Source organism: Allobosea sp. GW823-FHT01F03 (assembly GCF_058798075.1).
Window position 1 is genome coordinate 2,433,672 of record NZ_CM179505.1, and the last position, 21,115, is coordinate 2,454,786.

The window sequence follows — 21,115 nt, forward strand, 5'->3', positions numbered from 1 at the left end:
GGGCGGTGGGCGCGCCCCAGGGACCGGGGGGTCCAGTTGGACCACGCATCGACCAAGGGCGCCGGCTACAGGCTGGCGGCCGTGCTGTTCCTGTGCGCCTGGGTGGCGCTGTGCTGGCCCTGGCTCTCCGGGGCGGTGACGATTCCATTCGACGCCAAGGCGCATTTCCAGGCGCAGATCCAGTTTCTCGCCCAGGCGCTGCATTCCGGCCAGTCGCCGTTCTGGACGCATAACGTCTTCGGTGGCTCGCCGCAGATCGCCGATCCGCAATCGCTGATCTTCTCGCCGGCGATCCTGCTGGCGCTGATCAACCCTTCGCCGAGCTTCCGGGCGGTCGACGCCTATGTGCTGGCGCATCTCCTGGTCGGCGGCCTCGCCTTGCTGATGTTCTTCCGCGACCGCGGCTGGCATCCGGCGGCGGGCCTGCTCGCGGCGCTGGTCTTCGCCTTCGGCGCCTCGGCGGCTTGGCGCGTCCAGCATGTCGGGCAGATTTCGAGCCTCGCCTTCTTCGCGCTCTCCCTCTGGCTGACGGCGCGCATGCTGCAGCGTTCCTCGCTGCTCTATGGGTTCCTCGCCGGGCTGGCCTCCGGGATGATGGTGCTCGATCCCGACCAGGTCGCGCTGCTCGGCGCCTATGTCCTCGTCGGCATGGTGGTTTCCTACTGGATCGCCGAAGGCAAGGCGGGCTTCCGCGCCAGCCTCGCGCCGATCGCCGCAGCCTCCGTCGCCGGTATCGCGACCATCGCCGTGCCGCTGCTCTGGACCTGGCTGTTCGCCGAGGCGACGACGCGCCCGGCCGTCGATTTCGTCGAGGCGGGCAGGGGCTCGCTGCACCCGGCCTCGCTGCTCACCGCCTTCATCGGCGACCTGTTCGGCGCGAGCGACCCGGCCGTCGACTTCTGGGGGCCCTACAGCCCGCAATGGGACGCCAAGGAGCTGTTCCTGTCGCAGAACATGGGGCAGGTCTATGTCGGGGCGCTGCCATTCCTGCTGCTGATCGCGCCGGGTCTCAGCCGTGGCTGGCTCTGGGACAGGGCGATCCGGCCCTTCACCATCCTGTTCGTGCTGATGGTGCTGTTCTCGCTTGGGCGCTACACCCCGTTCTTCCACCTCGCCTATGAGTACCTGCCCGGGGTCAAGGCGTTCCGCCGGCCCGCCGACGCGACTTTCCTGATCGGGGCGCTCGGCGCGGTGCTCTCGGGCTATCTGCTGCACCGGCTCCTGACCGAGGAGAAGGCGAAGGCCCCCTGGCGCGATCTCGGCATCGTGGCGCTGGTGCTCGCGGCGTTGATCGCCGGGGCGCTGCTGGTCGCGCAGCGCGAAGGCCATCTCGGCGATGCCTGGTGGCCGAGTGCGATTGCGGGGCTCTGGTTCGCGCTCGCCGGGGGCATCGTTCTCGCCCTGACGCGCTGGCGCGCCGCGATCGGCCCGCTGGCGGCGAGCCTGATCGTCACGGCCGCCGTCGGTGCCGATCTCGCCTTCAACAACGGTCCTAACGAGTCGACGGCGCTGGCGCCCGAGCTCTACGACGTGCTGCGGCCGGAGACGCAGAACGAGACGGTCGCCGTGCTCAAGCGGCTGACCGCCCAGCCGGCGGGCTCGCCGCGGCGCGACCGGGTCGAGCTGCTCGGCCTCGGCTTCGAATGGCCCAATGCCGGCATGATCCACGGCTTCGACCATACGCTGGGCTACAACCCGCTGCGGCTTGCCGATTTCTCGGACGCCGTCGGCACGCGCGATTCGATCGCCGGGCCGGACCAGCGCGTCTTCACGCCGCTGTTCCCGTCCTATCGCTGCCGGCTCGCCGATTTCCTCGGCCTGCGCTACATCGCCTCGCGCGTGCCGATCGGCCAGGTCGATCGGACGCTGCGGCCGGGCGATCTCAAGCTCGCCGCCTACACCAAGGACGGCTTCATCTACGAGAACCCGCGCGCCTTGCCGCGCGTGCAGTTCGTCGGCGGCTGGCAGCTCGCCGATTTCGAGGGGATGAAGACGGCCGGCAAATGGCCGGATGCCGACCCACAGCAGGTCGTCCTGCTCGACAGCGAGCCGGGCGAGGGCGTCGCCGAGGGGCCGAGCCGCGCCCAGGGCGAGGTCAAACTCAAGCGCTACGGCAATACCGAGGTCGAGATCGAGGTCGAAAGCGCCCAGGCCGGCTTCGTCGTGCTCAACGACATCTGGCATCCCTGGTGGCGCGCCGAGCTCGACGGCACGGAAGTCGAGATCCTCAAGGCCAATGTCCTGTTCCGGGCGGTCAAGGTGCCGGCCGGCAAGCACAAGGTCCGCTTCGTCTTCAGGCCGCTGGAAGGCGCGATCGCAGAACTGCGCGACCGTGTCAGCGAGCCGCAGGAGGAGAGCGCCGTAGCCGAGCAGGCGCCGGAAACCGTGCCCGTGACGCCGGCAGCCCTGCCTGTCGCGCCACGCAAGCCGGCTCGCCCGTCGCCCGACCTCACCGCCTCGTCATCGGCGCATTAGCCCGGCGCGTCCGGCTGCGCCGCTGCGGCCGGAAGCTCGCCTTCCTCCTGGCCGGAAGTTATGAAGCGCCATGCAACAGGCGCTCCTGATCATCGACGTGCAACCCGGCTTCGATCCGCCGGAATGGTTGGTCGAGGGGATCGGCAGACTGATCGGGAGCATGCCTTCGGTCGCCACGGTCGAACGCCATGACGAAGCCGTCACGCCGTTCCGGCGCCAGCTTGGCTGGGCCCCGGCGCCGGGCGATGACAGCCTGATAGCGGCGGACCTCGTCCATGTGAAGCACGGCTATGGGCCGCCTCCCGAGACGGTCGCCCATCTGAAGAACCTGAATCCGGAGCGCGTGCTGGTCTGCGGCATCCAGACCGATACTTGCGTCCTCGCCGCCGGCTTTGCGCTGTTCGATGCGGGGCTGATGCCGACGCTGATCAGCGACCTGACCGTCGGCTCCTCGCTGGATCGCTCGGGCGAACTCGGCGTCCGGCTCTGGCGTCACCATTTCAGGCACGTGATCACCAGCCGCGAGCTCGGACTGGCCGATCCACGGACGGCGTGAATCCGGCGGCGTTGGTCCGCCGGTATCCGCGCCTCAGGCGACGCCGAGCTTCTTCTGGAGCGAGCTCGACGAGGTCGTGTACTGGAAGGTCAGCCGCTTCTCCGGATAGACGTAGCGGTGGACCTTCTGGGCGGCGAGTGCGGCCTCGTGGAAGCCGGAGAGGATCAGCTTCAGCTTGCCCGGATAGGTGTTGATGTCGCCGACGGCGAAGATGCCGGGGACGTTGGTCTCGAACTTCTCGGTGTCGACCGGAATCAGGTTCTCGTGGAGGTTCAGGCCCCAATCGGCGATCGGCCCGAGCTTCATGGTCAGGCCGAAGAAGGGCAGCAGCGTCCCGCAGGGGATTTCGAAGGCGGCATTGGCGTTGTCGCGACAGATCGCGGCCTCGAGCGTCGTGCCGTCGCCGCGCAGGCCGGTGATCTGGCCGATCTTCAGGTCCATGGCGCCGGAAGCGACGAGGGCGCGCATCTGCTCGACCGAATGCGGCGCGGCGCGGAAATCGTCGCGGCGGTGCATCAGCGTGACGCGCTTGGCGAGCGGCTGCAGGCTCAGCGTCCAGTCGAGGGCCGAATCGCCGCCGCCGACGATCAGGATCTCGCGGTCGCGGAACATCTCCATCTTGCGCACGGCGTAATAGACGCCGCTGCCATCGCCGCGGTTCTCATAGGCCTCGATGCCGGGGATCGGCGGCTTCTTCGGCAGGAAGGAGCCGCCGCCGGCGGCGATCAGCACGGTCTTGGCGTCGAAGACCGTGCCGGCATCGGTGCGCAGCCGGAAGCGCGGGGCCTCGGGCGTGCCGAGGACCTCGACCGCCTCGATCATCTGGTTGAGGTGGAAGCTCGGCCCGAACGGCCGGATTTGCTCCATCAGATTGTCGACCAGCTGCTGGCCGGTGACGAGCGGGAAGCCGGGAATGTCGTAGATCGGCTTCTCGGGATAGAGTTCCGCGCACTGCCCGCCGACCTTCGGCAGGATGTCGACGAGATGGGCCTTGATGTCGAGCAGGCCGAGCTCGAACACGGTGAACAGGCCGCAAGGGCCCGCGCCGATGATCAGCGCATCGGTCTCGATGATCTCGCTGGCGGGCAGGTTCTCGTTGGCGGTCGCGGCGGTCATGATGCAATCCCTGTGGAGGCTGGCGGAGGCGCGCCCTCGCCTCGGGCGCCCTCCGTTGCCGCAAATTCAGCCGCAAGGCAATGCGACACGCCGTAGCCCGGCCGTCGCATCGCTGCATGGCTTCCCGCTGCGGCGCGGCGGGGGCGGCCCGGCTCAGGCGCCGGTGTCGGCGACGAGCCCGGCGGCGGCGATGCCGGCCAGCGCCGCGGCTTCGTCATTGTCGGAGGTGTCGCCGGAGATGCCGATGACGCCGAGCAGGGCGCCGTCCGCATCGCGGATCAGTGCGCCGCCGGGCACCGGAACGAGCGAGCCGCCGATGGCGAGCGAGGCGCCGTTGATGAAATGCGGGCGTTCCAGAGCCATCTTGTTGAGGGCGCGCGGCCCGACGCCGAGCGCAACCGCGCCATTGGCCTTGCCGAGCGCGATCTCGCCGCGCTTCAGACTGGTGCCGTCCTGCGCGATGAAGAGCTTCTGGGCGCCGCGGGCATCGAGCACGGCGATGGCGAGCGGCTTGAAGCCCTGCTCGCGCGCATGCTTCAGCGTGCCGTCGACGATGGCGCGGGCCTGATCGAGAGTGAGCATGGTCATGGCGTATCCCTTGTGGACGGAGGGCTCGCGAGGGCGCGCGCTCCGGCGCCGGTCCGGCAGCTCCGACGCTTCTGCCAGTCTTCCGCGCCGTGCGGAAGCGCTTCTCCCGGTCGGGGCGCGGTCTGGAGTTCTGTCTTGAACTTGTGACGCCGAGCAGGCTTCATGGGCCCCCAGCTACAGGAGGACGTCCCATGGGCTTGTTCAGTTTCATCAAGGAAGCCGGATCGAAAATCTTCGGATCGAGCCCTGCCAAGGCGGCGACCTCCGAGGAGTTGCAGAAGGAACTCGCCAGCCATGGCCTGCCGGCCGGCGTCGAGGTCAAGGTCGAGGGCGACAAGGTCAAGGTCAGCGGCAACGCGGTCTCGACCGAGGAGGCCGAGAAGATCATCCTGGCGCTCGGCAACACGACCGGGGTCGCCTCGGTGGAATCGGAGCTGATCGTCAACAAGGAGGCGCCCGCCGCCGTGTTCTACACGGTGAAGAAGGGTGACACGCTCTGGAAGATCGCCGAGGTGCATTACGGCAAGGGCCAGGGTGCCAAATACACCGAGATCGTCAAGGCCAATACGCCGCCGGTCAAGGATCCCGACCTGATCATGCCGGGCTGGGTGCTGCGCATCCCGCCGCAGGCCTGAGACACGGCATAGCCAATTCGTCGAGCAGGCCCGGTTCCCGGTGGAGCCGGGCTTGCTTCGCGTCGGATTTGGCCGTCATGTGACTGGACGAGACGGGGCACGCGGCCGGTATGGGCGCGAAAAGCCCTGCGAGGGGCAGACGAAGCGAGCGCGATCCCGGGGAGGGGACCGATGAATTTTGACCGTCGCAAATTCTTGATGCTGACCGGTTCGGCGGTGGCCGCGCCGGCGGTGCTGAGTGCCACGCGGGCGAACGCCCAGGAAGTGACGTTGCGCATGCACCACTTCCTGCCGCCGGTCTCGAACGGGCACGCCAAGTTCCTGAAGCCCTGGGCCGACAAGGTCGGGGCCGATTCGAACGGCCGCATCAAGATCGACATCTTCCCGTCCATGCAGCTCGGCGGCACACCGCCGCAGCTCTTCGACCAGGCGCGCGACGGCGTCGTCGACATCGTCTGGACCCTGCCCGGCAACACGCCCGGCCGCTTCACCGGCATCGAGGCGTTCGAGCTGCCCTTCGTGCCGAACAAGCGCGCTTTGGTGAACTCGCTGGCGCTCACCGACTATGCCGAGCAGCACCTCAAGGACGAGTTCAAGGAGATCAAGCCGATCTGCTTCTGGGCGCATGATCATGGGCTGATCCACGCCAACAAGCCGGTGAAGACGATGGAGGACCTGAAAGGTCTGAAGCTGCGCTTCCCAACCCGCCTCGCCGGCGAGGCGCTGCGCGCGCTCGGTGCCAACGCCATCGGCATGCCGATCCCGCAGGTGCCGGAATCGCTGGCCCAGCGCGTCATCGACGGCTGCGTCGTGCCCTGGGAGGTCGTGCCGTCGATCAAGGTGCAGGAGCTGGTCAAGAACCACACCGAGATCCCAGGCTCGCCGACCTTCTATGTCGCGACCTTCGTGCTGGCGATGAACCGCGCGAAATATGACGGGCTCGCGCCGGACCTGAAGGCGATCATCGACAAGAACGCCGGTGGCGCGGCGGCCGCGATGGCCGGCAAGGTCTGGGACGAGCAGGCGGTCGTCGTCGCCGAGATGGTGAAGAAGCGCGGCAACAACATCATCACGATCGACGAGGCCGAGGCGGCGCGCTGGCGCAAGACCACCGAGCCGGTGATCGAGGGCTGGCTGAAGACCGCCAAGGACAAGGGCCTCGACGGCGAAAAACTGCTCGCCGCAGCCCGCGCCGCGCTCGCCAAGCACCAGAACGCGGCCTGAACCGACGGATGGCGGACGAGCTGGGCGATAGGCCGCCATCGCGGATCGACGCGGTGGCGGAGGCGGTGGCGCTCATCGGTGGGGCGCTGCTGGTCGGGCTGGCGACCATGGTCGTGGTCAGCGTCACCCTGCGCAGCGACCTGGTCGGCAGAGCCGGCGTGCCCGGCGATTTCGAGCTGGTGCAGATGGCGACGGCGGTCGCGGCCTTCTGCTTCCTGCCCCTCTGCCAGCTCCGGCGCGGCAATATCTTCGTCGACACCTTCACGCTCAAACTGCCGTGGCGCTGGCGCGATGGGCTCGATGCGCTCTGGGACGTGGTCTACGGGCTCGCCATGGCGCTGATCGCCTGGCGGCTCGGCGTCGGTGCGCGCTCGGCCTTCGTCAGCGGCGAGAACACCATGGTTCTGCAACTGCCGAGCTATCTGCCGATTGCGGTCTGCGCCGTGCTTGCGGGTTTCGTCGCGCTTGCCGCCTTCGTCAGCGCGAGCCGCCTCATGAGACAGTCGCGATGAGCGGCTTCTCCCTGGCTCTCACCGGTTTCGGCGTGATGCTGGCGCTGATGGCGCTGCGCCTGCCGATCGGGCTCGCCATGCTCGTCGTCGGCAGTGCCGGCTATGTTCAGCTCAACGGGCTCGAGCCCTTCCTGAACTATATCCGCACCACCCCCTACCAGATCTTCGCCAACTACACGCTCTCGGTGATCCCGCTCTTCGTACTGATGGGGGCTTTCGCCGAGCGCTCGGGGCTGGCGGGGGACCTGTTCAAGGCCGCTTCCGGCTTCATCGGCCATCGCCGCGGGGGACTGGGCATGGCGATGATCGGCGCCTGCACCGGCTTCGGCGCGATCTGCGGCTCCTCGGTCGCGACCACCGCGACCTTCGCCCGCGCGGCGCTGCCGCAATTGCGCGGCTATCGCTACGATCCGGGCTTCGCCTGCGGCGTCACGGCGGTCGGCGGCACGCTCGGAATCCTGATCCCGCCCTCGGTCATTCTCGTCGTCTATGCGATCTCGACCGAGCAGAACATCGCCAAGCTGTTCCAGGCGGCGTTGATCCCCGGGCTGATGGCGACGGCGTTCTACTGCCTGACCATTGGGATCATGTCGCGGCGCGACGCCAGGCTCGGCCCGGCGCATGAGCGCATTCCCTGGCGCGAACGCTGGCCGCTGCTGATCGGTGTCATCCCGGCGCTGGCGGTCGCGGTGATCGTGGTCGGCGGCATCTATGGCGGCATCTTCACGCCGACCGAGGGCGCCTCTGTCGGGGCCTTCATCATGCTGGCGATCGGCCTGTTCCGCCGCACGCTCGGCTTCGAGGGCATCAAGCAGGCGATCCTCCAGACCGCCGAGACCTCGGCGATGATCTTCGCGATCCTGCTTGGGGCCGAGGTCTTCAACGCCTTCCTCGCCCTGACGCAGGTGCCGACCGCGGCGGCCGAGATGATCGCGGCCTCGGGCTGGCAGCCCTATACGGTGCTGATCGGACTGCTGCTGTTCTACATCGTGCTCGGCGGCGTGATGGACGAGCTCGCCATGATCCTTCTGACGCTGCCGGTGTTCTTCCCGATCGTCACCGCGCTCGACTTCGGCATGCCGGTCGACGACATCGCGATCTGGTTCGGCATCCTCGTCTTGATCGTCGTCGGAATCGGCATGACCTGCCCGCCGATCGGTCTCAACGTCTTCGTCGTCGCCTCGCTGGCGCGCGACGTGCCGATCACGCGGATCTATCGCGGGGTGCTGCCCTTCGTCGCCTCCGACATCATTCGCCTCGGCATCTGCGTGGCATTTCCGGCCCTGAGCCTCTATCTGGTCAAGCTCCTGAACTGAAGCGCCGCCGGAGCAAGGGCATGATCGTGAACGACCTCGACATCGACGCCGTCAAGGCAGGGCTCGCTGCCGGCTCCATCCTGATCGTCGACGTGCGCGAGCCGCATGAATTCGCCGCCGGGCGCATCCCCGGCTCGCTGTCGCGGCCGCTCTCGCAGTTCGATCCGGCCGATCTGCCGAATGAGCCGGGCAAACGACTGGTGCTCTCCTGCGCCGCGGGCGTGCGCTCGCTGCGCGCCATGGAATTCGCCCAATCGGCTGGCCTCGATGTCGATAGCCATTATAGTGGCGGCTTCAAGGATTGGGTCATGCATGGCGAGCCGGTCGAGCGCTGAGCGGCCTTCGGGGCCGAATGGGTTCAAGCGCCGCCGGCTGCGATGCTGGCCGGCAGGATCGGGAATGCGGCATGCCGTCTAGAATCCATCTTCGCTCCGCAACCCTGGCGCTGGCGCTGATGACCTGCGGACTGACGAGCCTTGTTCCGGCGCCCGTTCTGGCCCAGGGGGCAGCCGCTCCGGCCGCGACCCCGGCGGGCGATGCCGGTCTCCAGGCGGCGATCTCGAAGTCCAACGCCTATACGGCCCTGATGAACCGGACGCTGCGCGCCAACCAGTCCTGGGAGCGCTATGCGAGCTGGGTCGACATGAAGAAGGGGCCGACCGGCAAGGAACGCTACATCTCCTACGGGCTCTACAGCCTCTACGACGTCAACAGCGAGATCGCGGCGGCCGAGCAGGCGACGGTGCGCGAGCCGGCGCTGCCCGAGATCGACCCGACCATCCGGCGCTATATCGCAGCCTATCAGGCGTTGGCGCCGTTGATCACGCGGGCCGAGCGCTATTACGAGCGCAAGGACTATCGCGACGACGGCGCCGCGGAAGGGCGCAAGCTGCACGAGCAGATGGTGCCGGCCGCCAAGGCCTTCCTGCAGGAGCGCGCGACGCTCGATCGCCAGATGCGCGTCTTCAAGCGCGATCTCGACGCCAAAGAGCTGGCGGCGATCGAGGCGCGCGAAGGCAAGTCGGCGCGCTGGCAGGTCCGCAACATCATGATCAACGCTCGTGCCGTCGTCGACCTGATGCCGAGCAATGAAAGCCCGATCGTCGATCTCAAGGCGTTCGACGTGGCGGTCGCCGGCTATGCCGCCGCGGTGCGCGAGATGGACGATTTCAAGGAGCGCGAGCCCAAGGGCGTGCCCTTCATCGAATCGCAGGCGAGTTCCTGGCTCGGCAAGGCCAGGGATTTCCGCGAGAAGCTCGGCAAGTCGAAGGGCGATGTCCGAAGGGGCGCGGCCAATGACGCGAACTGGCTGATCACCAATTACAATACCATGGTTTCGCTCGCCGATACCGCGGTGCGGATGGCGCGCTGACGGACCCCTCGTCCCGAAAAAGGCGCCGCCGGCCTGCGTTGCGTGCAATGGGGCAGGCATCCAGCCGGGGCTGACTGCAAGCCGAGCCTGTTTCAGACTCTCTTTCGAACAATTCCGAGGACACCGCCATGCGCCCCATGAAGTTCGGAGTAGGCCAGCCGGTTCGCCGGGTCGAGGATCAGCGCCTGACCACCGGCACGGGCCGCTATACCGACGACACCGCGATCGAAGGCGCGCTGCACGCCTATGTGCTGCGCTCCCAGCACGTGCATGCGCGCTTCAGGATCGTCGACAAGCAGGCGGCGCTGAAGCTCAAGGGCGTCAAGTTGATCCTGACAGGCGAGGATGTCGCCGATCTCGGTGACATCCCCTGCAAGGGGCTGATCAAGGAAATCTCGGGCGAGAACGTCAAGCCGACGGATGTCCCGGTCCTGCCCGTCGATACGGTACGCCATGTCGGCGAGGCGATCGCCTTCATCGTCGCCGAGACGCTCGACCAGGCGCGCGATGCCGCCGAGGCGATCGAGATCGAATTCGAGACGCTGCCCTCGATCACCGGCATCGCAGCGGCGCTGGAGAAATCGGCGCCGCAGGTCTGGCCCGGCCGTGCCGGCAATGTCGCCTTCGAGGCCGAGCAGGGCGACCGCGAGAAGGCCGAGAAGGCCTTCGCCAGGGCCGAGCGCACCGTCTCGGTGACCATCGTCAACAACCGGCTCGCCTCCAACTACATGGAGACGCGCGCCTGCATCGCCGAATACGACAAGGCGACCAAGCGCTGGACGCTGACGCTCGGCAGCCAGGGCAGCCATGGTACGCGCGATATCCTCGCCAAGAACATTCTGAAGGTCGATCCTGCCCGGATTCGGGTGATCACGCCCGATGTCGGCGGCGGTTTCGGCACCAAGATCTTCATGTATCGCGAATACCCGCTGACCATGGTCGCGGCCGAGAAGCTGAAGCGCCCGGTGCGCTGGGTCGCCGACCGGACCGAGCATTTCCTCGCCGACACCCATGGCCGCGCCAATCTGACGACGGCGACGATGGCGCTCGACAAGCGCGGCAAGTTCATCGGCCTCAAGGTCGATCTTGCCGCCGATATGGGCGCCTATCTCTCGCAATATGGGCCCTTCATCCCCTGGGTCGGCACGACGATGACGCCGGGCTGCTACAATATCCCGGCCGTGCATGTCCGCTTCCGCGGCGTCTTCACCAATACGACGCCGGTCGACGCCTATCGCGGCGCCGGGCGGCCGGAGGCCGCCTATCTGATCGAGAGGCTCGTCGACGCGATCGCGCATGAGACCGGCAAGACGCCCGACGCCGTGCGGGCGCTCAATTTCGTCAAGCCGAGCGAGATGCCGCACAAGACGCAGACCGGCCCGGTCTATGATTCCGGCGAGTTCGAGGGCCATATGCGGCGCGCCATGGAGGTGGCGGACTGGAAGGGCTTCAAGTCCCGGCTGAAGGCCTCGACCAGGGCCGGCAAGATCCGCGGCATCGGCCTCGCCTGCTATATCGAGGCCTGCGGCGGCGGCGGGCCGGAAAGCTCGACCGTCATCCTGGAGAAGGACGGCACCGTCACCGTGCTGATCGGCACCCAGTCGAACGGGCAGGGCCACGAGACCGCCTATTCGCAACTCGTCGCCCAGCATCTCGACATCCCGATGGATCGGATCCGCGTCGTCCAGGGCGATACCGACAAGGTCGCCACCGGTTCGGGAACGGGCGGTTCGCGCTCGATCCCGGTCGGCGGCGCGGCGCTGAACGCGGCGACGGGCATCCTCGCCGACAATCTCAAGAACCTCGCTTCGGAGGCACTCGAGACCAGCGCCGGCGACCTCGAGATCGTCGACGGGGCCGTGCGCATCGTCGGCACCGACAAGAAGCTCGACCTCAAGGCGATCGCCAATCTGCCGGGCGCCAAGGCCGAGCAGCTCAGCGTCCACCAGAGCTGGACGCCGCCGGAGGCGACCTATCCTAACGGCACCCATGTGGTCGAGATCGAGGTCGATCCCGCGACCGGGGAGGCGCAGATCCAGAACTATGTCGTGGTCGACGATTTCGGCGTGACGCTGAACCCGATCATGCTGCAGGGCCAGGTCCATGGCGGCGCGGCGCAGGGTATCGGCCAGGCGCTGATGGAGGAGATCCGCTTCGACTCGTCCGGCCAGATGCTGACCGCGACCTTCATGGACTATGCCCTGCCGCGCGCCATCGACATCCCGAACTTCCATTTCGAGACGCGCAACGTTCCCTGCGTCACCAACGCCATCGGTGTGAAGGGTGCGGGCGAGGCCGGAGCGATCGGGGCCTGCCCGGCGGTGATGAACGCCATGGTCGATGCGCTGAACCGGGCAGCGGGCATCAAGGCGATCGATATGCCGGCGACGCCCGCCAAGGTGTTCGCGGCGCTGCGGGCGGCCGGATACGGAGGTTGATGCAAGATCGGGTTTGCATTCGCGCAAACAATTTCACACGAATGCGACTTGGCGCCGTCATCGTCATCGGTTGATCTGGAAGCGTTCCAAACGGCGCCGGTCCCGGCGCCAGCCTTCCAGAGGATATAGCGTATGATCCGCACTGCTCTCGTCGCCCTTGGCCTCGCCATCGGCGTCTCTGCCGTCGTCGCTCAGTCGAACCCGATCGCAGAGCGCAAGGACGCGATGAAGAGCGTCGGCGCGGCGACCCGTGAAGGCGCGGCCATCGCCAAGGGCGAGGCGCCGTTCGACGCTGCCAAGGTGAAGGGCATCTTCAAGGTCTACAGCGACGCGGCCAAGAAGGTCCCGGCCCTGTTCCCGGACAATTCCAAGACCGGCGGCGAGACCACGGCCGCCCCGAAGGTCTGGGAGGACCAGGCCGGCTTCAAGACGGCCTTCGCCAAGTTCGAGGCCGATGCGGCCAAGGGCGCTGTCAGCGCGACGGATCTGGCTACGTTCCGCGCGGCCTTCGGCGACGCCACCAAGAATTGCGGCAGCTGCCACGAGGCCTACCGCATCAAGAAGTGAGGGGCCTCGCCAGCGAGGTCCTTTGCAGCCGTCATCCCGGACAAGCAGCGCAGATGCGAAGCTCCGGAATCCATCGTAGCGCATTGAGCTCTATGATGGATTCCGGCGCGCCGCTGCGCCGCGGCCGGAATGACGGCGCTTGTTTTCTGCGAGGTGTCGGGCCGTTCTTGACCGACGGGCTTTTCGGCCGGGCCTTCTTGGCCGAAACTGCCTCGGACATGACGGGCCACAGATGAGGAACCGATGCGCCGCCTGCTGATAACCCTCCTCGTCTTAGCTCTGGCGGGCATCGCCGGCTTCTTCGTCCTCACCGATCCGCGCGTGGTCTCGCCGGGGCCGGAGATCGGGACCCTGCCGCAGCCGGATATCGAGAACGGCAAGCTGCTCTTCGCCGCGGGCGGCTGCGCCTCCTGCCATGCGACGCCGGGCCAGGACGACAAGACGCGGCTCGGCGGCGGGCTCGAACTCGGCTCGCCCTTCGGCAAGTTCCACGCCCCGAACATCTCGCCGCATACGCGCGACGGCATCGGCAACTGGGGCACGGCCGATTTCATCCAGGCGATGGCGGCCGGCGTCTCGCCCGCGGGCCAGCACCTCTATCCGTCCTTCCCCTATACCTCCTACCGGCTGATGACGCCGAAGGCGCTGGCCGATCTCCTGGCCTATATCCGCACCTTGCCGGCGGTCGAGGGCAGGGCGCCGCCGCATGAGCTGCCTTTCCCCTTCAACATCCGCCGCATGGTCGGCGGCTGGAAGCTGCTCTTCTTCGACGGGGCGCCGTTCAAGCCCGATCCGACGAAGAGCGATGAGTGGAATCGTGGCGCCTATCTGGTGCAGGGGCCCGGCCATTGCGCCGAGTGCCATTCCGCCCGCAACAGTCTCGGTGCGATCGTCCAGGCGACGCGTTATGCCGGAGGCCCGGACCCTGAAGGCAAGGGCTGGGTGCCGAACATCACGCAGTCGGAGGACGGCTTAGGCAAATGGTCCAAGTCCGAGATCGCCGAATTGTTGAAATCGGGCTTCACGCCGGAGTTCGACAGCGTCGGCGGCTCGATGGCGGCGGTGGTGCGCAACACGGCGCAGCTTCCCGAGACCGACCGGCTGGCGATGGCGGAGTACCTGAAATCGCTGCCGGCGGTGCAGGGACCGCCGCGGCCGCCCAAGCCCGCAGCGGGCGGCTGATAGGCTCCGCGGCAGGCGGCTCAGGCCGCCGCCGGGTGCTCAGTCCATCACCGCCGCTTTGAGGATGCAGACCATCAGGGCGGTGCCCGGCTTGTCGCCGACGCAGCGCACGACATGCTGACGGTCGCAGCGATAGCGCAGGGTCTCGCCGGCCTTGGCGCGCTGGGTGATGCCGCCGACCTCGACCTCGAACTCGCCGGCGCTGACCGAGAGCGACTCGATCGAACCGCGCTGGTGACCTTCGGAATCGAGCTCGCCGCCCGGCTCGGCGCTCACCTCGTACCATTGCAGCCATTCGACGGTCTTGATCCAGCCGATGATGGCGAGCCGGAGCTTGCCGTCCTCGGAGACCAGGATCGGCGTGTCCGGGCGGACGATCTTCTCGATGAAGGCCTCTTCCTCATTCGAGGAGAGCACCCGCTCGATCGAGACGTCGAGCGCCTGCGACAGCCGCCAGATCGTCGCGAGCGTCGGATTGGTTTCGTTCCGCTCGATCTGGCTGATGATCGACTTGGCGACGCCGGACTGCTCGGCGAGTTCCGAGAGCGAGAGATTATAGGCCTTGCGCAGCCGCTGGATCGTCTTGCCGAGCTGACCGGAGATCACCTGCGCGCCGGACTCCATCTCGCGGCCGCCACGTTCTCTGGTTTCGATGCCCATAGGATCCTTGCCTCATCGCTTCACCGCTCGTTTGGGAAAGCGAACGATCGTTTGTATTGGCGGACAATGCCTCGGATTGCTCCAAGCAGCAAGCAAAGGCTTCCGCGTCAGGTCGAGCGCGAGGGGCCGACCTCGCGGGTTTCGCGTTTCAGCAGGCCGAGCTGCTTCTCGCGCAGGATCACATAGATCCCGGAGGCGATGACGATCAGCGAGCCGGTGATGACCGCCGCCGCCGGCCACTCGCCGAAGAAGAACCAGCCGAGCGCGGTCGCCCAGATCATCGTCGAATACTCGAAGGGCGCGACCAGCGAGGCATCGCCATAGCGATAGGCCTGCACCAGCAGGATCTGGCCGAGGCCGCCGAGTACGCCGATCGTCACCAGCAGCAGGAATTCCTGCCAGTTGGGCATGGTCCAGCCGAGGAAAATCGTCAGCAGACCGAGCAGCGAGGTCAGCGACATGAAGTAGAAGACGATGGCGCCGGTCTTCTCCGTGCGGGTGAGCATGCGCACCTCGACCGAGGCGAAGGCGGAGCAGAAGGCGCCGCCGAGCGCCAGCAGCGCGCCGATGGCGGGAGCGCCCGACAGCCCCTGCGCGAACGCATCCGGCTTCATATGGGGGGAAAGCATCAAGAGCACGCCGAGGAAGCCGACGCCGACGGCGGTCCAGCGATAGACCCGGACCTTCTCCTTGAGGATCAGGGCGGCCAGCGCCACCAGGATCAGCGGGGCGGCGTAGCCGATCGCCACCGCATCCGAGAGCGGCAGCAGATGCAGGGCAGAAAAGCCGAGGAACATGCCGGTCGAGCCGATGATCCCGCGCTTCATATGGCCGCGCAGATTGCTGGTCTTGAGGGCACTCGGGAACTCGCTGCGCCAGGACAGCCAGATCACCAGCGGGATCAGGGCGAAGAAGGAGCGGAAGAACACCAGCTCGCCCGTCGGATAGCGCGCGGCGAGCAGTTTGATCGCCGCCGACATCAGCGTGAAGGACAAAGCCGAGAGCAGCTTGAAGCTGATGCCGAGAAGAGGGGACAAAGCGAAGTTCGGGGCGTGGGGGAGGGGTCTTGTACAGGACTGCTTAGACCACGAGGCTGGAGTGGTTCAAAGCGTCGATCTTGCAGAGCCGACCGGCAGGGCGTGGGACGCGCCGGCCATCGGCAGGGCGCATGTTCTCGCCGGCGGGGTCAGCGCAGCGTGTAGTCCAGAACCTCGTCGCCGGCTTCGTCGAAGCCGCCGGTCGAGCGCCAGCCGAGATGCCGGTAGAAGCCGTGGGAGCGCACCTTGGGATCGGCCGAGCAACCGAGGAAAAGCCGTGTGAGGCCGCGCTGCCGAAGGTCCTCGACCATCAGCGCGAGCAGTTTCCTGCCGATGCCTTTGCCCTCATGGCTCGGGAGCAAAGCGAGGACCGCGATCTCGCCGCTGTCGGCATGCCCGAAGCAGTAGCCGACGATCTTGCCGTCCTCGGTTGCGACATGGCCCGGCAGGCTGCCATCGGCGATCGCGTCGCGCCAGCTCTCCAGCGTGATGCCGCGCTCCGCCAGTTCCGCGACCGAGATGGCGTTCTCGCGGGTTATGCCGCGCAGGGTGATGCAGTCGGGCGTGTCGTCCGGGACGGCGTTGCGATAGGCGATGGTCATGGGGGTTGGGTTGGCCTGCCGCGGTGTCCGGAGTTTCTCGACCTCATCCTGAGGAGGCCTGATAGGGCCGTCTCGAAGGATGCTCCAGATGGTTCCGGAGCCTCCTGGAGCTTCCTTCGAGACGCCGCTGCGCGGCTCCTCAGGATGAGGGCTGTATTGCTGGTGTCAGAAGTTGGCGCGGAACGAGCCGCCATCCATCAGGAAGTTCTGGCCGGTGATGTAGCCGGCATGGACGCTGGCGAGGAAGGCGCAGAGCTTGCCGAACTCCTCGGCCTCGCCGAAGCGGCCGGCCGGGATCTCGGCGCGGCGCAGCTTCATGACTTCGTCTTCCGAAATGCCCTTCATCGCCGCGACGCGCTTGGTCGAGGTCGTCAGGCGGTCGGTGGCGAAGACGCCGGGCAGGATGTTGTTGATGGTGACGTTGGCATGGGCGACCTCGCGCGCCACGCCGGCGAGGAAGGCGGTGAGGCCGGCACGGGCGGCCGAGGAGACGTCGAGCCCGGTCAGCGGCGTCAGCACGCTCGCCGAGGTGATGTTGACGATGCGGCCGAAGCCGCGCGCGATCATGCCGTCGATCACGGCTTGCGTCAGCTCGAGCGGAGTCGCCATGTTCTGCGCGACACCTTCGAGCAGCGCCTCGCGCGTCACCTCGCGGAAGGGCTTGGGCGGCGGGCCGCCATTGTTGTTGACGAGGATGTCGACTTGCGGCGATGCGGCGAGCAGCGCGTCCTGGCCGGCCTTGGTCGAGACGTCGGCGACCACCGCGATCACAGTCGCGCCGGTGCTGGCGCGGATCGCGCTCGCGGTCTCTTCCAGGGTCTTGGCGTCGCGCCCGTTGATGACGACGGTGCAGCCGGCCTCGGCCAGCGCCTGGGCACAGCCGCGTCCCAGCCCCTTGCTCGAGGCGCAGACGATGGCGGTGCGGCCGGCGATTCCCAGATCCATGGTGTTCCTCCGAATTTCCAGTGTGCGAGCCAAAGCACGGTTTTCCGGCCGCGTCATCAAAGCGTAGTGCAAATCAGACACACGCCGCAGGCATCGCAACAGGGCGGGCCGGTGGCACATGAGCGACGACAGCGACGCCAAGCAGGTTCGCAGCATCTTCATCTCCGACCTGCATCTGGGCACGCGCGGGGCGCAGGCGGATCTCGTTCTCGAGTTTCTGCGGGCCTATGACGCGCCGCGGATCTATCTGGTCGGCGACATTATCGACGGCTGGCGTCTGAAGAACGGCTGGTATTTCCCGCAGGCCCATAACGACGTCGTGCAGAAGCTGCTGCGCAAGGTCCGCAAGGGCTCGAAGCTGGTCTACGTCACCGGCAATCATGACGATTTCCTGCGTGACTACACCGGGCTGCAATTCGGCGGCATCACGCTGGTCGACGAGATCATTCACGAGACCGCCGATGGCCGGCGGATGCTGGTGATCCATGGCGATCTGTTCGATCTCGTCGTGCGCAACGCCAAATGGCTCGCGCTGCTCGGCGACTGGGCCTACACCGTCGCCCTCGTCCTGAACCACGGGATCAACAAGGTACGCCGGACCCTGCGCCTGCCGCACTGGTCGCTCTCGGCCTGGGCCAAGCACAAGGTCAAGAACGCGGTCAATTATATCGGCGAGTTCGAGCAGTGCCTGGCCGACGAGGCGAGGCGGCACAAGGCCGACGGCGTGATCTGCGGCCATATCCACCACGCGACGCAGCGCCGGATCGACGGGCTGGACTACATCAACACCGGCGACTGGGTCGAGAGCTGCACGGCGGTCGTCGAGCATGATGACGGCCGCTTCGAAATCATCCGCTGGCCGCAGCATCGCTTCAGGGGCGAGAATCCGGGCCTGTCGGCCGCGTCCGCCCCGCAGCGGCCGGCGCCGGTGCTGGTTGGCGAGGCCGCCTGATGCGCGTCCTGATCGCCACCGACGCCTGGCGGCCGCAGATCAACGGCGTCGTGCGCTCGCTGGAGCGGATGTTCGAGGCGGCGCCCGATTTCGGCGTCACGGCGCAGATGCTGACGCCTGAAGGCTTCCGGCAGGTCGGCCTGCCGTCCTATCCGGATATCCGGATCGCGCTGGCCAGCCAGCAGCAGGTGGCGAAACGCATCGCCGAGTTCGGCCCCGACCATATCCACATCGCGACCGAAGGGCCGATCGGCTGGCTGGCGCGGGCGGCCTGCCTCGCGCAGAAGCGCAGCTTCACCACGAGCTACCACACCCGCTTCCCGCAATATGTCGCGGCGCGCTGGCCGATTCCCGAAAGCTGGAGCTATCGCTTCCTGCGCCGCTTCCATGCACCGGCGGCCGGGGTGATGGTCTCGACGGCGACGGTCGAGGCCGAGCTGCGCGAGCATGGCTTCGAGCGCATCCTGCGCTGGGGCCGCGGCGTCGATCTCTCGCTGTTCCATCCGCGCGCCGCGAGCGTGCTCGACCTGCCGCGACCGATCTTTCTCAGCGTCGGCCGGGTTGCGGTCGAGAAGAATCTCGCGGCGTTCCTGTCGCTGCGCCTGCCGGGCAGCAAGGTCGTGGTTGGTGACGGGCCGGCCCTGGCCGACCTGAAGCGCACCTTTCCCGAGGCGCATTTCCTCGGCGCGCGCGAGGGCGAGGAGCTCGCGGCGATCTACGCCTCCTCCGACGTCTTCGTCTTTCCGAGCCTGACCGACACGTTCGGGATCGTCCTGCTCGAGGCCGCCGCCAGCGGCCTGCCGGTCGCGGCCTTTCCGGTGCAGGGGCCGAGCGACGTCTTCGCCGGCAGCAATGCCGCCGTGCTGCACGAGGACCTGCGCCAGGCGGCGCTTTCGGCTCTCAGATTACCGCGCGAGGCGGGGCCGCAGCTCGCCGCCCGCCATAGCTGGCAGAGCAGCGCCGAGCAGTTCTACGGGCATATCCGCCGGGCCGCGCAGGCGGCGCGGCAAGCGCCGGTGCAGAGCGTCACAGCCTTCGCGAGCGGGCGTGGCGCGGAAGGGAACGGCCGGGCGCGCTCGCCGGCTTGAGCTCGGCGCGGAAGTCGTCGCGGCGTTGATGCACCGAGGCGATGACCAGGCCCATCGGCACGCCGAGCCCGACCAGCGCGGCTTCCGACAATTGCAGGCTGGCCTCGATGGTCTCAGGCACGGCGTCGTTGACGCCGATCTCGTAGAGATGGCGGGCGTGCCTGGCATCGCGGGCGCGGGCGACGATCACGAGGTCGGGCCGCATCTCGCGCGCCGCCCTGACGATCTCGTCGACCGCACGCTGGTTGTCGATCGTCACGATCAGCGCGGTCGCTTCCTGCAATCCGCAGAGGCGCAGGAATTCCGGCTTGGTCGCATCGCCGAAGAAGGCGGGGCGGCCAGCCCGGCGCTGGCTCGAAACCAGGGCGGGGTCGGCGTCGATCACCAGGAAGGGCGCCTTGTGCTGCTCCAGCATCTCGCCGACGAGCCGGCCGACGCGGCCGCAGCCGACGACGAGGGCGCGGGCGGCGTGATCGTCGGGCGGCAGGATCTGCGCTTCCTCCGGTAGCTGTACCGTGGGCGCGAAATGCGCCGCCAGCATGCGTGCCAGCCGGGCGGCCAGTGGCAGGGCGATCATGGTCAGCGACACCGCGGCCAGGACGAGGCCCGAAGCCGAGCGATCGACCAGCTCGGCCGCCACGGAGGCGCTGAGCAGGACGAAGGCGAACTCGCCGCCAGGGCCGATCAGGATCGCGCTTTCCAGCGCGGTCGCGCGCCCGAGCCGGAAGAAGCGCGCCAGCAGGAAGGTGATCACCGCCTTGGCGAGAAAAAGTCCGAGCGCGATCGAAAGGATCGCCAGCGGCTGGGCGGCGAGCTGGGCCGGGTCCACGCTCATGCCGACCGTGAGGAAGAAGACGCCGATCAGCAGCGATTTGAAGGGCTCGATCGTGACCTCGATGGCGCGGCGATACTCGGTCTCGGCGAGCAGCAGTCCGGCGATGAAGGCGCCGAGCCCCATGGAGAGGCCGGCGGCGGCGGCGATCAGGCCGGTGCCGAGCGCGACCAGAAGCGTCGCGGCGAGGAAGCTCTCGGAGGAGTCGGTCGAGGCGACCAGCCGGAACAGCGGGCGCATGGCGAAGCGTCCGATCACGATGATGGCGGCGATCGCCGCAGCCGCCTGGAGCAGCGCCTGGGCGAGGCCGGCCAGCAGCGAGCCGTTCTCCTGCGCGCCGAGCACGCTGATCAGGAAGAGCAGGGGAATAACGGCGAGGTCCTGGCAGAGCAGGATCGCGAAGCTGGCGCGGCCGGCGGAGGAGGTGATGCGGCGGTGGGCCGAGAGCAGTTCCACCACCATCGCGGTCGAGGACAGCGCCAGCGCCGTGCCGATGATCAGCGCCGCCGTAGCCGGCTGGCCGAAGCCATAGGCGACCGCACCGATAACGCAGGCGGAGAGGCTGATCTGACCGAGGCCGAGGCCGAAGACCAATCGGCGCATCGTCATCAGCCGGTCATAGGAGAGTTCGAGCCCGATCACGAAGAGCAGGAAGGCGATGCCGAGCTCGGCCGGCCCGGCGAGGGCCTTGGCGTCCGAGACAGTGATCGTGCTGAGGAAGGGCACCTTGGCGACGAGGCCGCCGAGGCCGTAGGGACCCAGCACGGCGCCGCAGGCGACGAAGGCGACGACCGAATTGACGCGGAAGCGCTTGGCGAACGGCACGATGACGCCAGCCGTCGCCAGCACGACCACGGCGTCGCGAAAGGTAGAGGGGTCGATCGTTGCGGCCACATGCCCCCCGAAGTGAATTGCCGATTCTGCTGATGATGGAATTTTGCTTGCTGCGTCGCGGCAACACAACAAAATCAAGAGGCTACTTCGCGAAAACTTGCTCGCCCGGGGGCGGCCGACTAGA

General features: G+C 67.5%; 20 protein-coding genes. 13 read left to right on the forward strand and 7 right to left on the reverse strand.

Annotated elements, in window-relative coordinates:
• Positions 1-36 precede the first annotated feature (36 nt).
• Positions 37-2,475: a glycosyltransferase family protein gene (locus AC3RCC_RS11565; protein WP_492258485.1), complete on the forward strand. Its 2,439-nt coding sequence runs from the start codon at positions 37-39 to the stop codon at positions 2,473-2,475.
• 70 nt (positions 2,476-2,545) lie between these two features.
• Positions 2,546-3,031 carry a cysteine hydrolase family protein gene (locus tag AC3RCC_RS11570; protein WP_492258486.1) on the forward strand — a complete coding sequence of 162 codons (486 nt, stop codon included), beginning with the start codon at positions 2,546-2,548 and terminating at the stop codon, positions 3,029-3,031.
• A gap of 33 nt (positions 3,032-3,064) precedes the next feature.
• Here the strand turns inward: AC3RCC_RS11570 and AC3RCC_RS11575 are convergent, their stop codons facing one another.
• Positions 3,065-4,147, reverse strand: coding sequence for an NAD(P)/FAD-dependent oxidoreductase (locus AC3RCC_RS11575; RefSeq protein WP_492258487.1), 1,083 nt, complete (start codon positions 4,145-4,147; stop codon positions 3,065-3,067).
• A 153-nt stretch (positions 4,148-4,300) separates the two neighbouring features.
• Positions 4,301-4,735 carry a GlcG/HbpS family heme-binding protein gene (locus AC3RCC_RS11580; protein WP_492258488.1) on the reverse strand — a complete coding sequence of 145 codons (435 nt, stop codon included), beginning with the start codon at positions 4,733-4,735 and terminating at the stop codon, positions 4,301-4,303.
• Between the two features lie 191 nt (positions 4,736-4,926).
• Between AC3RCC_RS11580 and lysM the strand changes: the two genes are divergently transcribed.
• The 9 genes from lysM (at position 4,927) to AC3RCC_RS11625 (ending at position 13,981) form a co-directional block, all read left to right on the forward strand.
• Positions 4,927-5,370 (forward strand): peptidoglycan-binding protein LysM, encoded by a 444-nt coding sequence (lysM, locus tag AC3RCC_RS11585; RefSeq protein WP_066472202.1) that lies wholly within the window; start codon positions 4,927-4,929, stop codon positions 5,368-5,370.
• Between the two features lie 171 nt (positions 5,371-5,541).
• The gene (locus AC3RCC_RS11590; protein ID WP_492258489.1) at positions 5,542-6,594 is read left to right on the forward strand and encodes a TRAP transporter substrate-binding protein; all 1,053 of its coding nucleotides are present in this window, start codon (positions 5,542-5,544) and stop codon (positions 6,592-6,594) included.
• Positions 6,595-6,602: 8 nt separating this feature from the next.
• Complete coding sequence (locus tag AC3RCC_RS11595) at positions 6,603-7,106, forward strand: TRAP transporter small permease (RefSeq protein WP_492258490.1); 504 nt, start codon at positions 6,603-6,605, stop codon at positions 7,104-7,106.
• Positions 7,103-8,422 carry a TRAP transporter large permease gene (locus AC3RCC_RS11600; protein WP_492258491.1) on the forward strand — a complete coding sequence of 440 codons (1,320 nt, stop codon included), beginning with the start codon at positions 7,103-7,105 and terminating at the stop codon, positions 8,420-8,422. The genes AC3RCC_RS11595 and AC3RCC_RS11600 overlap by 4 nt, the downstream gene beginning before the upstream one ends.
• A gap of 20 nt (positions 8,423-8,442) precedes the next feature.
• Positions 8,443-8,757: a rhodanese-like domain-containing protein gene (locus AC3RCC_RS11605; RefSeq protein ID WP_291646820.1), complete on the forward strand. Its 315-nt coding sequence runs from the start codon at positions 8,443-8,445 to the stop codon at positions 8,755-8,757.
• Positions 8,758-8,828: 71 nt separating this feature from the next.
• Positions 8,829-9,794, forward strand: coding sequence for a YiiG family protein (locus AC3RCC_RS11610; RefSeq protein ID WP_492258492.1), 966 nt, complete (start codon positions 8,829-8,831; stop codon positions 9,792-9,794).
• A 128-nt stretch (positions 9,795-9,922) separates the two neighbouring features.
• Entirely contained in the window at positions 9,923-12,232 is a 2,310-nt protein-coding gene (locus tag AC3RCC_RS11615; RefSeq protein WP_492258493.1) for a xanthine dehydrogenase family protein molybdopterin-binding subunit, read from the forward strand.
• Between the two features lie 132 nt (positions 12,233-12,364).
• A complete protein-coding gene (locus tag AC3RCC_RS11620) occupies positions 12,365-12,799 on the forward strand; it encodes a c-type cytochrome (RefSeq protein ID WP_492258494.1) in 435 nt (144 codons plus the stop codon).
• Between the two features lie 243 nt (positions 12,800-13,042).
• Complete coding sequence (locus tag AC3RCC_RS11625) at positions 13,043-13,981, forward strand: cytochrome c (RefSeq protein ID WP_492258495.1); 939 nt, start codon at positions 13,043-13,045, stop codon at positions 13,979-13,981.
• 39 nt (positions 13,982-14,020) lie between these two features.
• Here the strand turns inward: AC3RCC_RS11625 and AC3RCC_RS11630 are convergent, their stop codons facing one another.
• The 4 genes from AC3RCC_RS11630 to AC3RCC_RS11645 form a co-directional block, all read right to left on the reverse strand.
• A complete protein-coding gene (locus AC3RCC_RS11630) occupies positions 14,021-14,641 on the reverse strand; it encodes a helix-turn-helix domain-containing protein (protein ID WP_291634293.1) in 621 nt (206 codons plus the stop codon).
• A 107-nt stretch (positions 14,642-14,748) separates the two neighbouring features.
• On the reverse strand, positions 14,749-15,678 hold the full coding sequence (locus AC3RCC_RS11635; RefSeq protein ID WP_291634295.1) for a DMT family transporter: 930 nt from the start codon (positions 15,676-15,678) through the stop codon (positions 14,749-14,751).
• A 149-nt stretch (positions 15,679-15,827) separates the two neighbouring features.
• Positions 15,828-16,280, reverse strand: coding sequence for a GNAT family N-acetyltransferase (locus AC3RCC_RS11640; protein ID WP_492258496.1), 453 nt, complete (start codon positions 16,278-16,280; stop codon positions 15,828-15,830).
• A 165-nt stretch (positions 16,281-16,445) separates the two neighbouring features.
• The gene (locus tag AC3RCC_RS11645) at positions 16,446-17,225 is read right to left on the reverse strand and encodes an SDR family oxidoreductase (RefSeq protein ID WP_492258497.1); all 780 of its coding nucleotides are present in this window, start codon (positions 17,223-17,225) and stop codon (positions 16,446-16,448) included.
• A gap of 118 nt (positions 17,226-17,343) precedes the next feature.
• Between AC3RCC_RS11645 and AC3RCC_RS11650 the strand changes: the two genes are divergently transcribed.
• Both AC3RCC_RS11650 and AC3RCC_RS11655 read left to right on the forward strand, forming a co-directional pair.
• On the forward strand, positions 17,344-18,177 hold the full coding sequence (locus AC3RCC_RS11650) for a UDP-2,3-diacylglucosamine diphosphatase (protein ID WP_291634301.1): 834 nt from the start codon (positions 17,344-17,346) through the stop codon (positions 18,175-18,177).
• Entirely contained in the window at positions 18,177-19,265 is a 1,089-nt protein-coding gene (locus AC3RCC_RS11655; protein ID WP_492258498.1) for a glycosyltransferase family 4 protein, read from the forward strand. The genes AC3RCC_RS11650 and AC3RCC_RS11655 overlap by 1 nt, the downstream gene beginning before the upstream one ends.
• On the opposite strand, the gene AC3RCC_RS11660 is transcribed toward AC3RCC_RS11655, so the two are convergent.
• Positions 19,204-20,991 carry a cation:proton antiporter domain-containing protein gene (locus AC3RCC_RS11660; protein ID WP_492258499.1) on the reverse strand — a complete coding sequence of 596 codons (1,788 nt, stop codon included), beginning with the start codon at positions 20,989-20,991 and terminating at the stop codon, positions 19,204-19,206. The genes AC3RCC_RS11655 and AC3RCC_RS11660 overlap by 62 nt on opposite strands.
• Between the last annotated feature and the right edge of the window lie 124 nt (positions 20,992-21,115).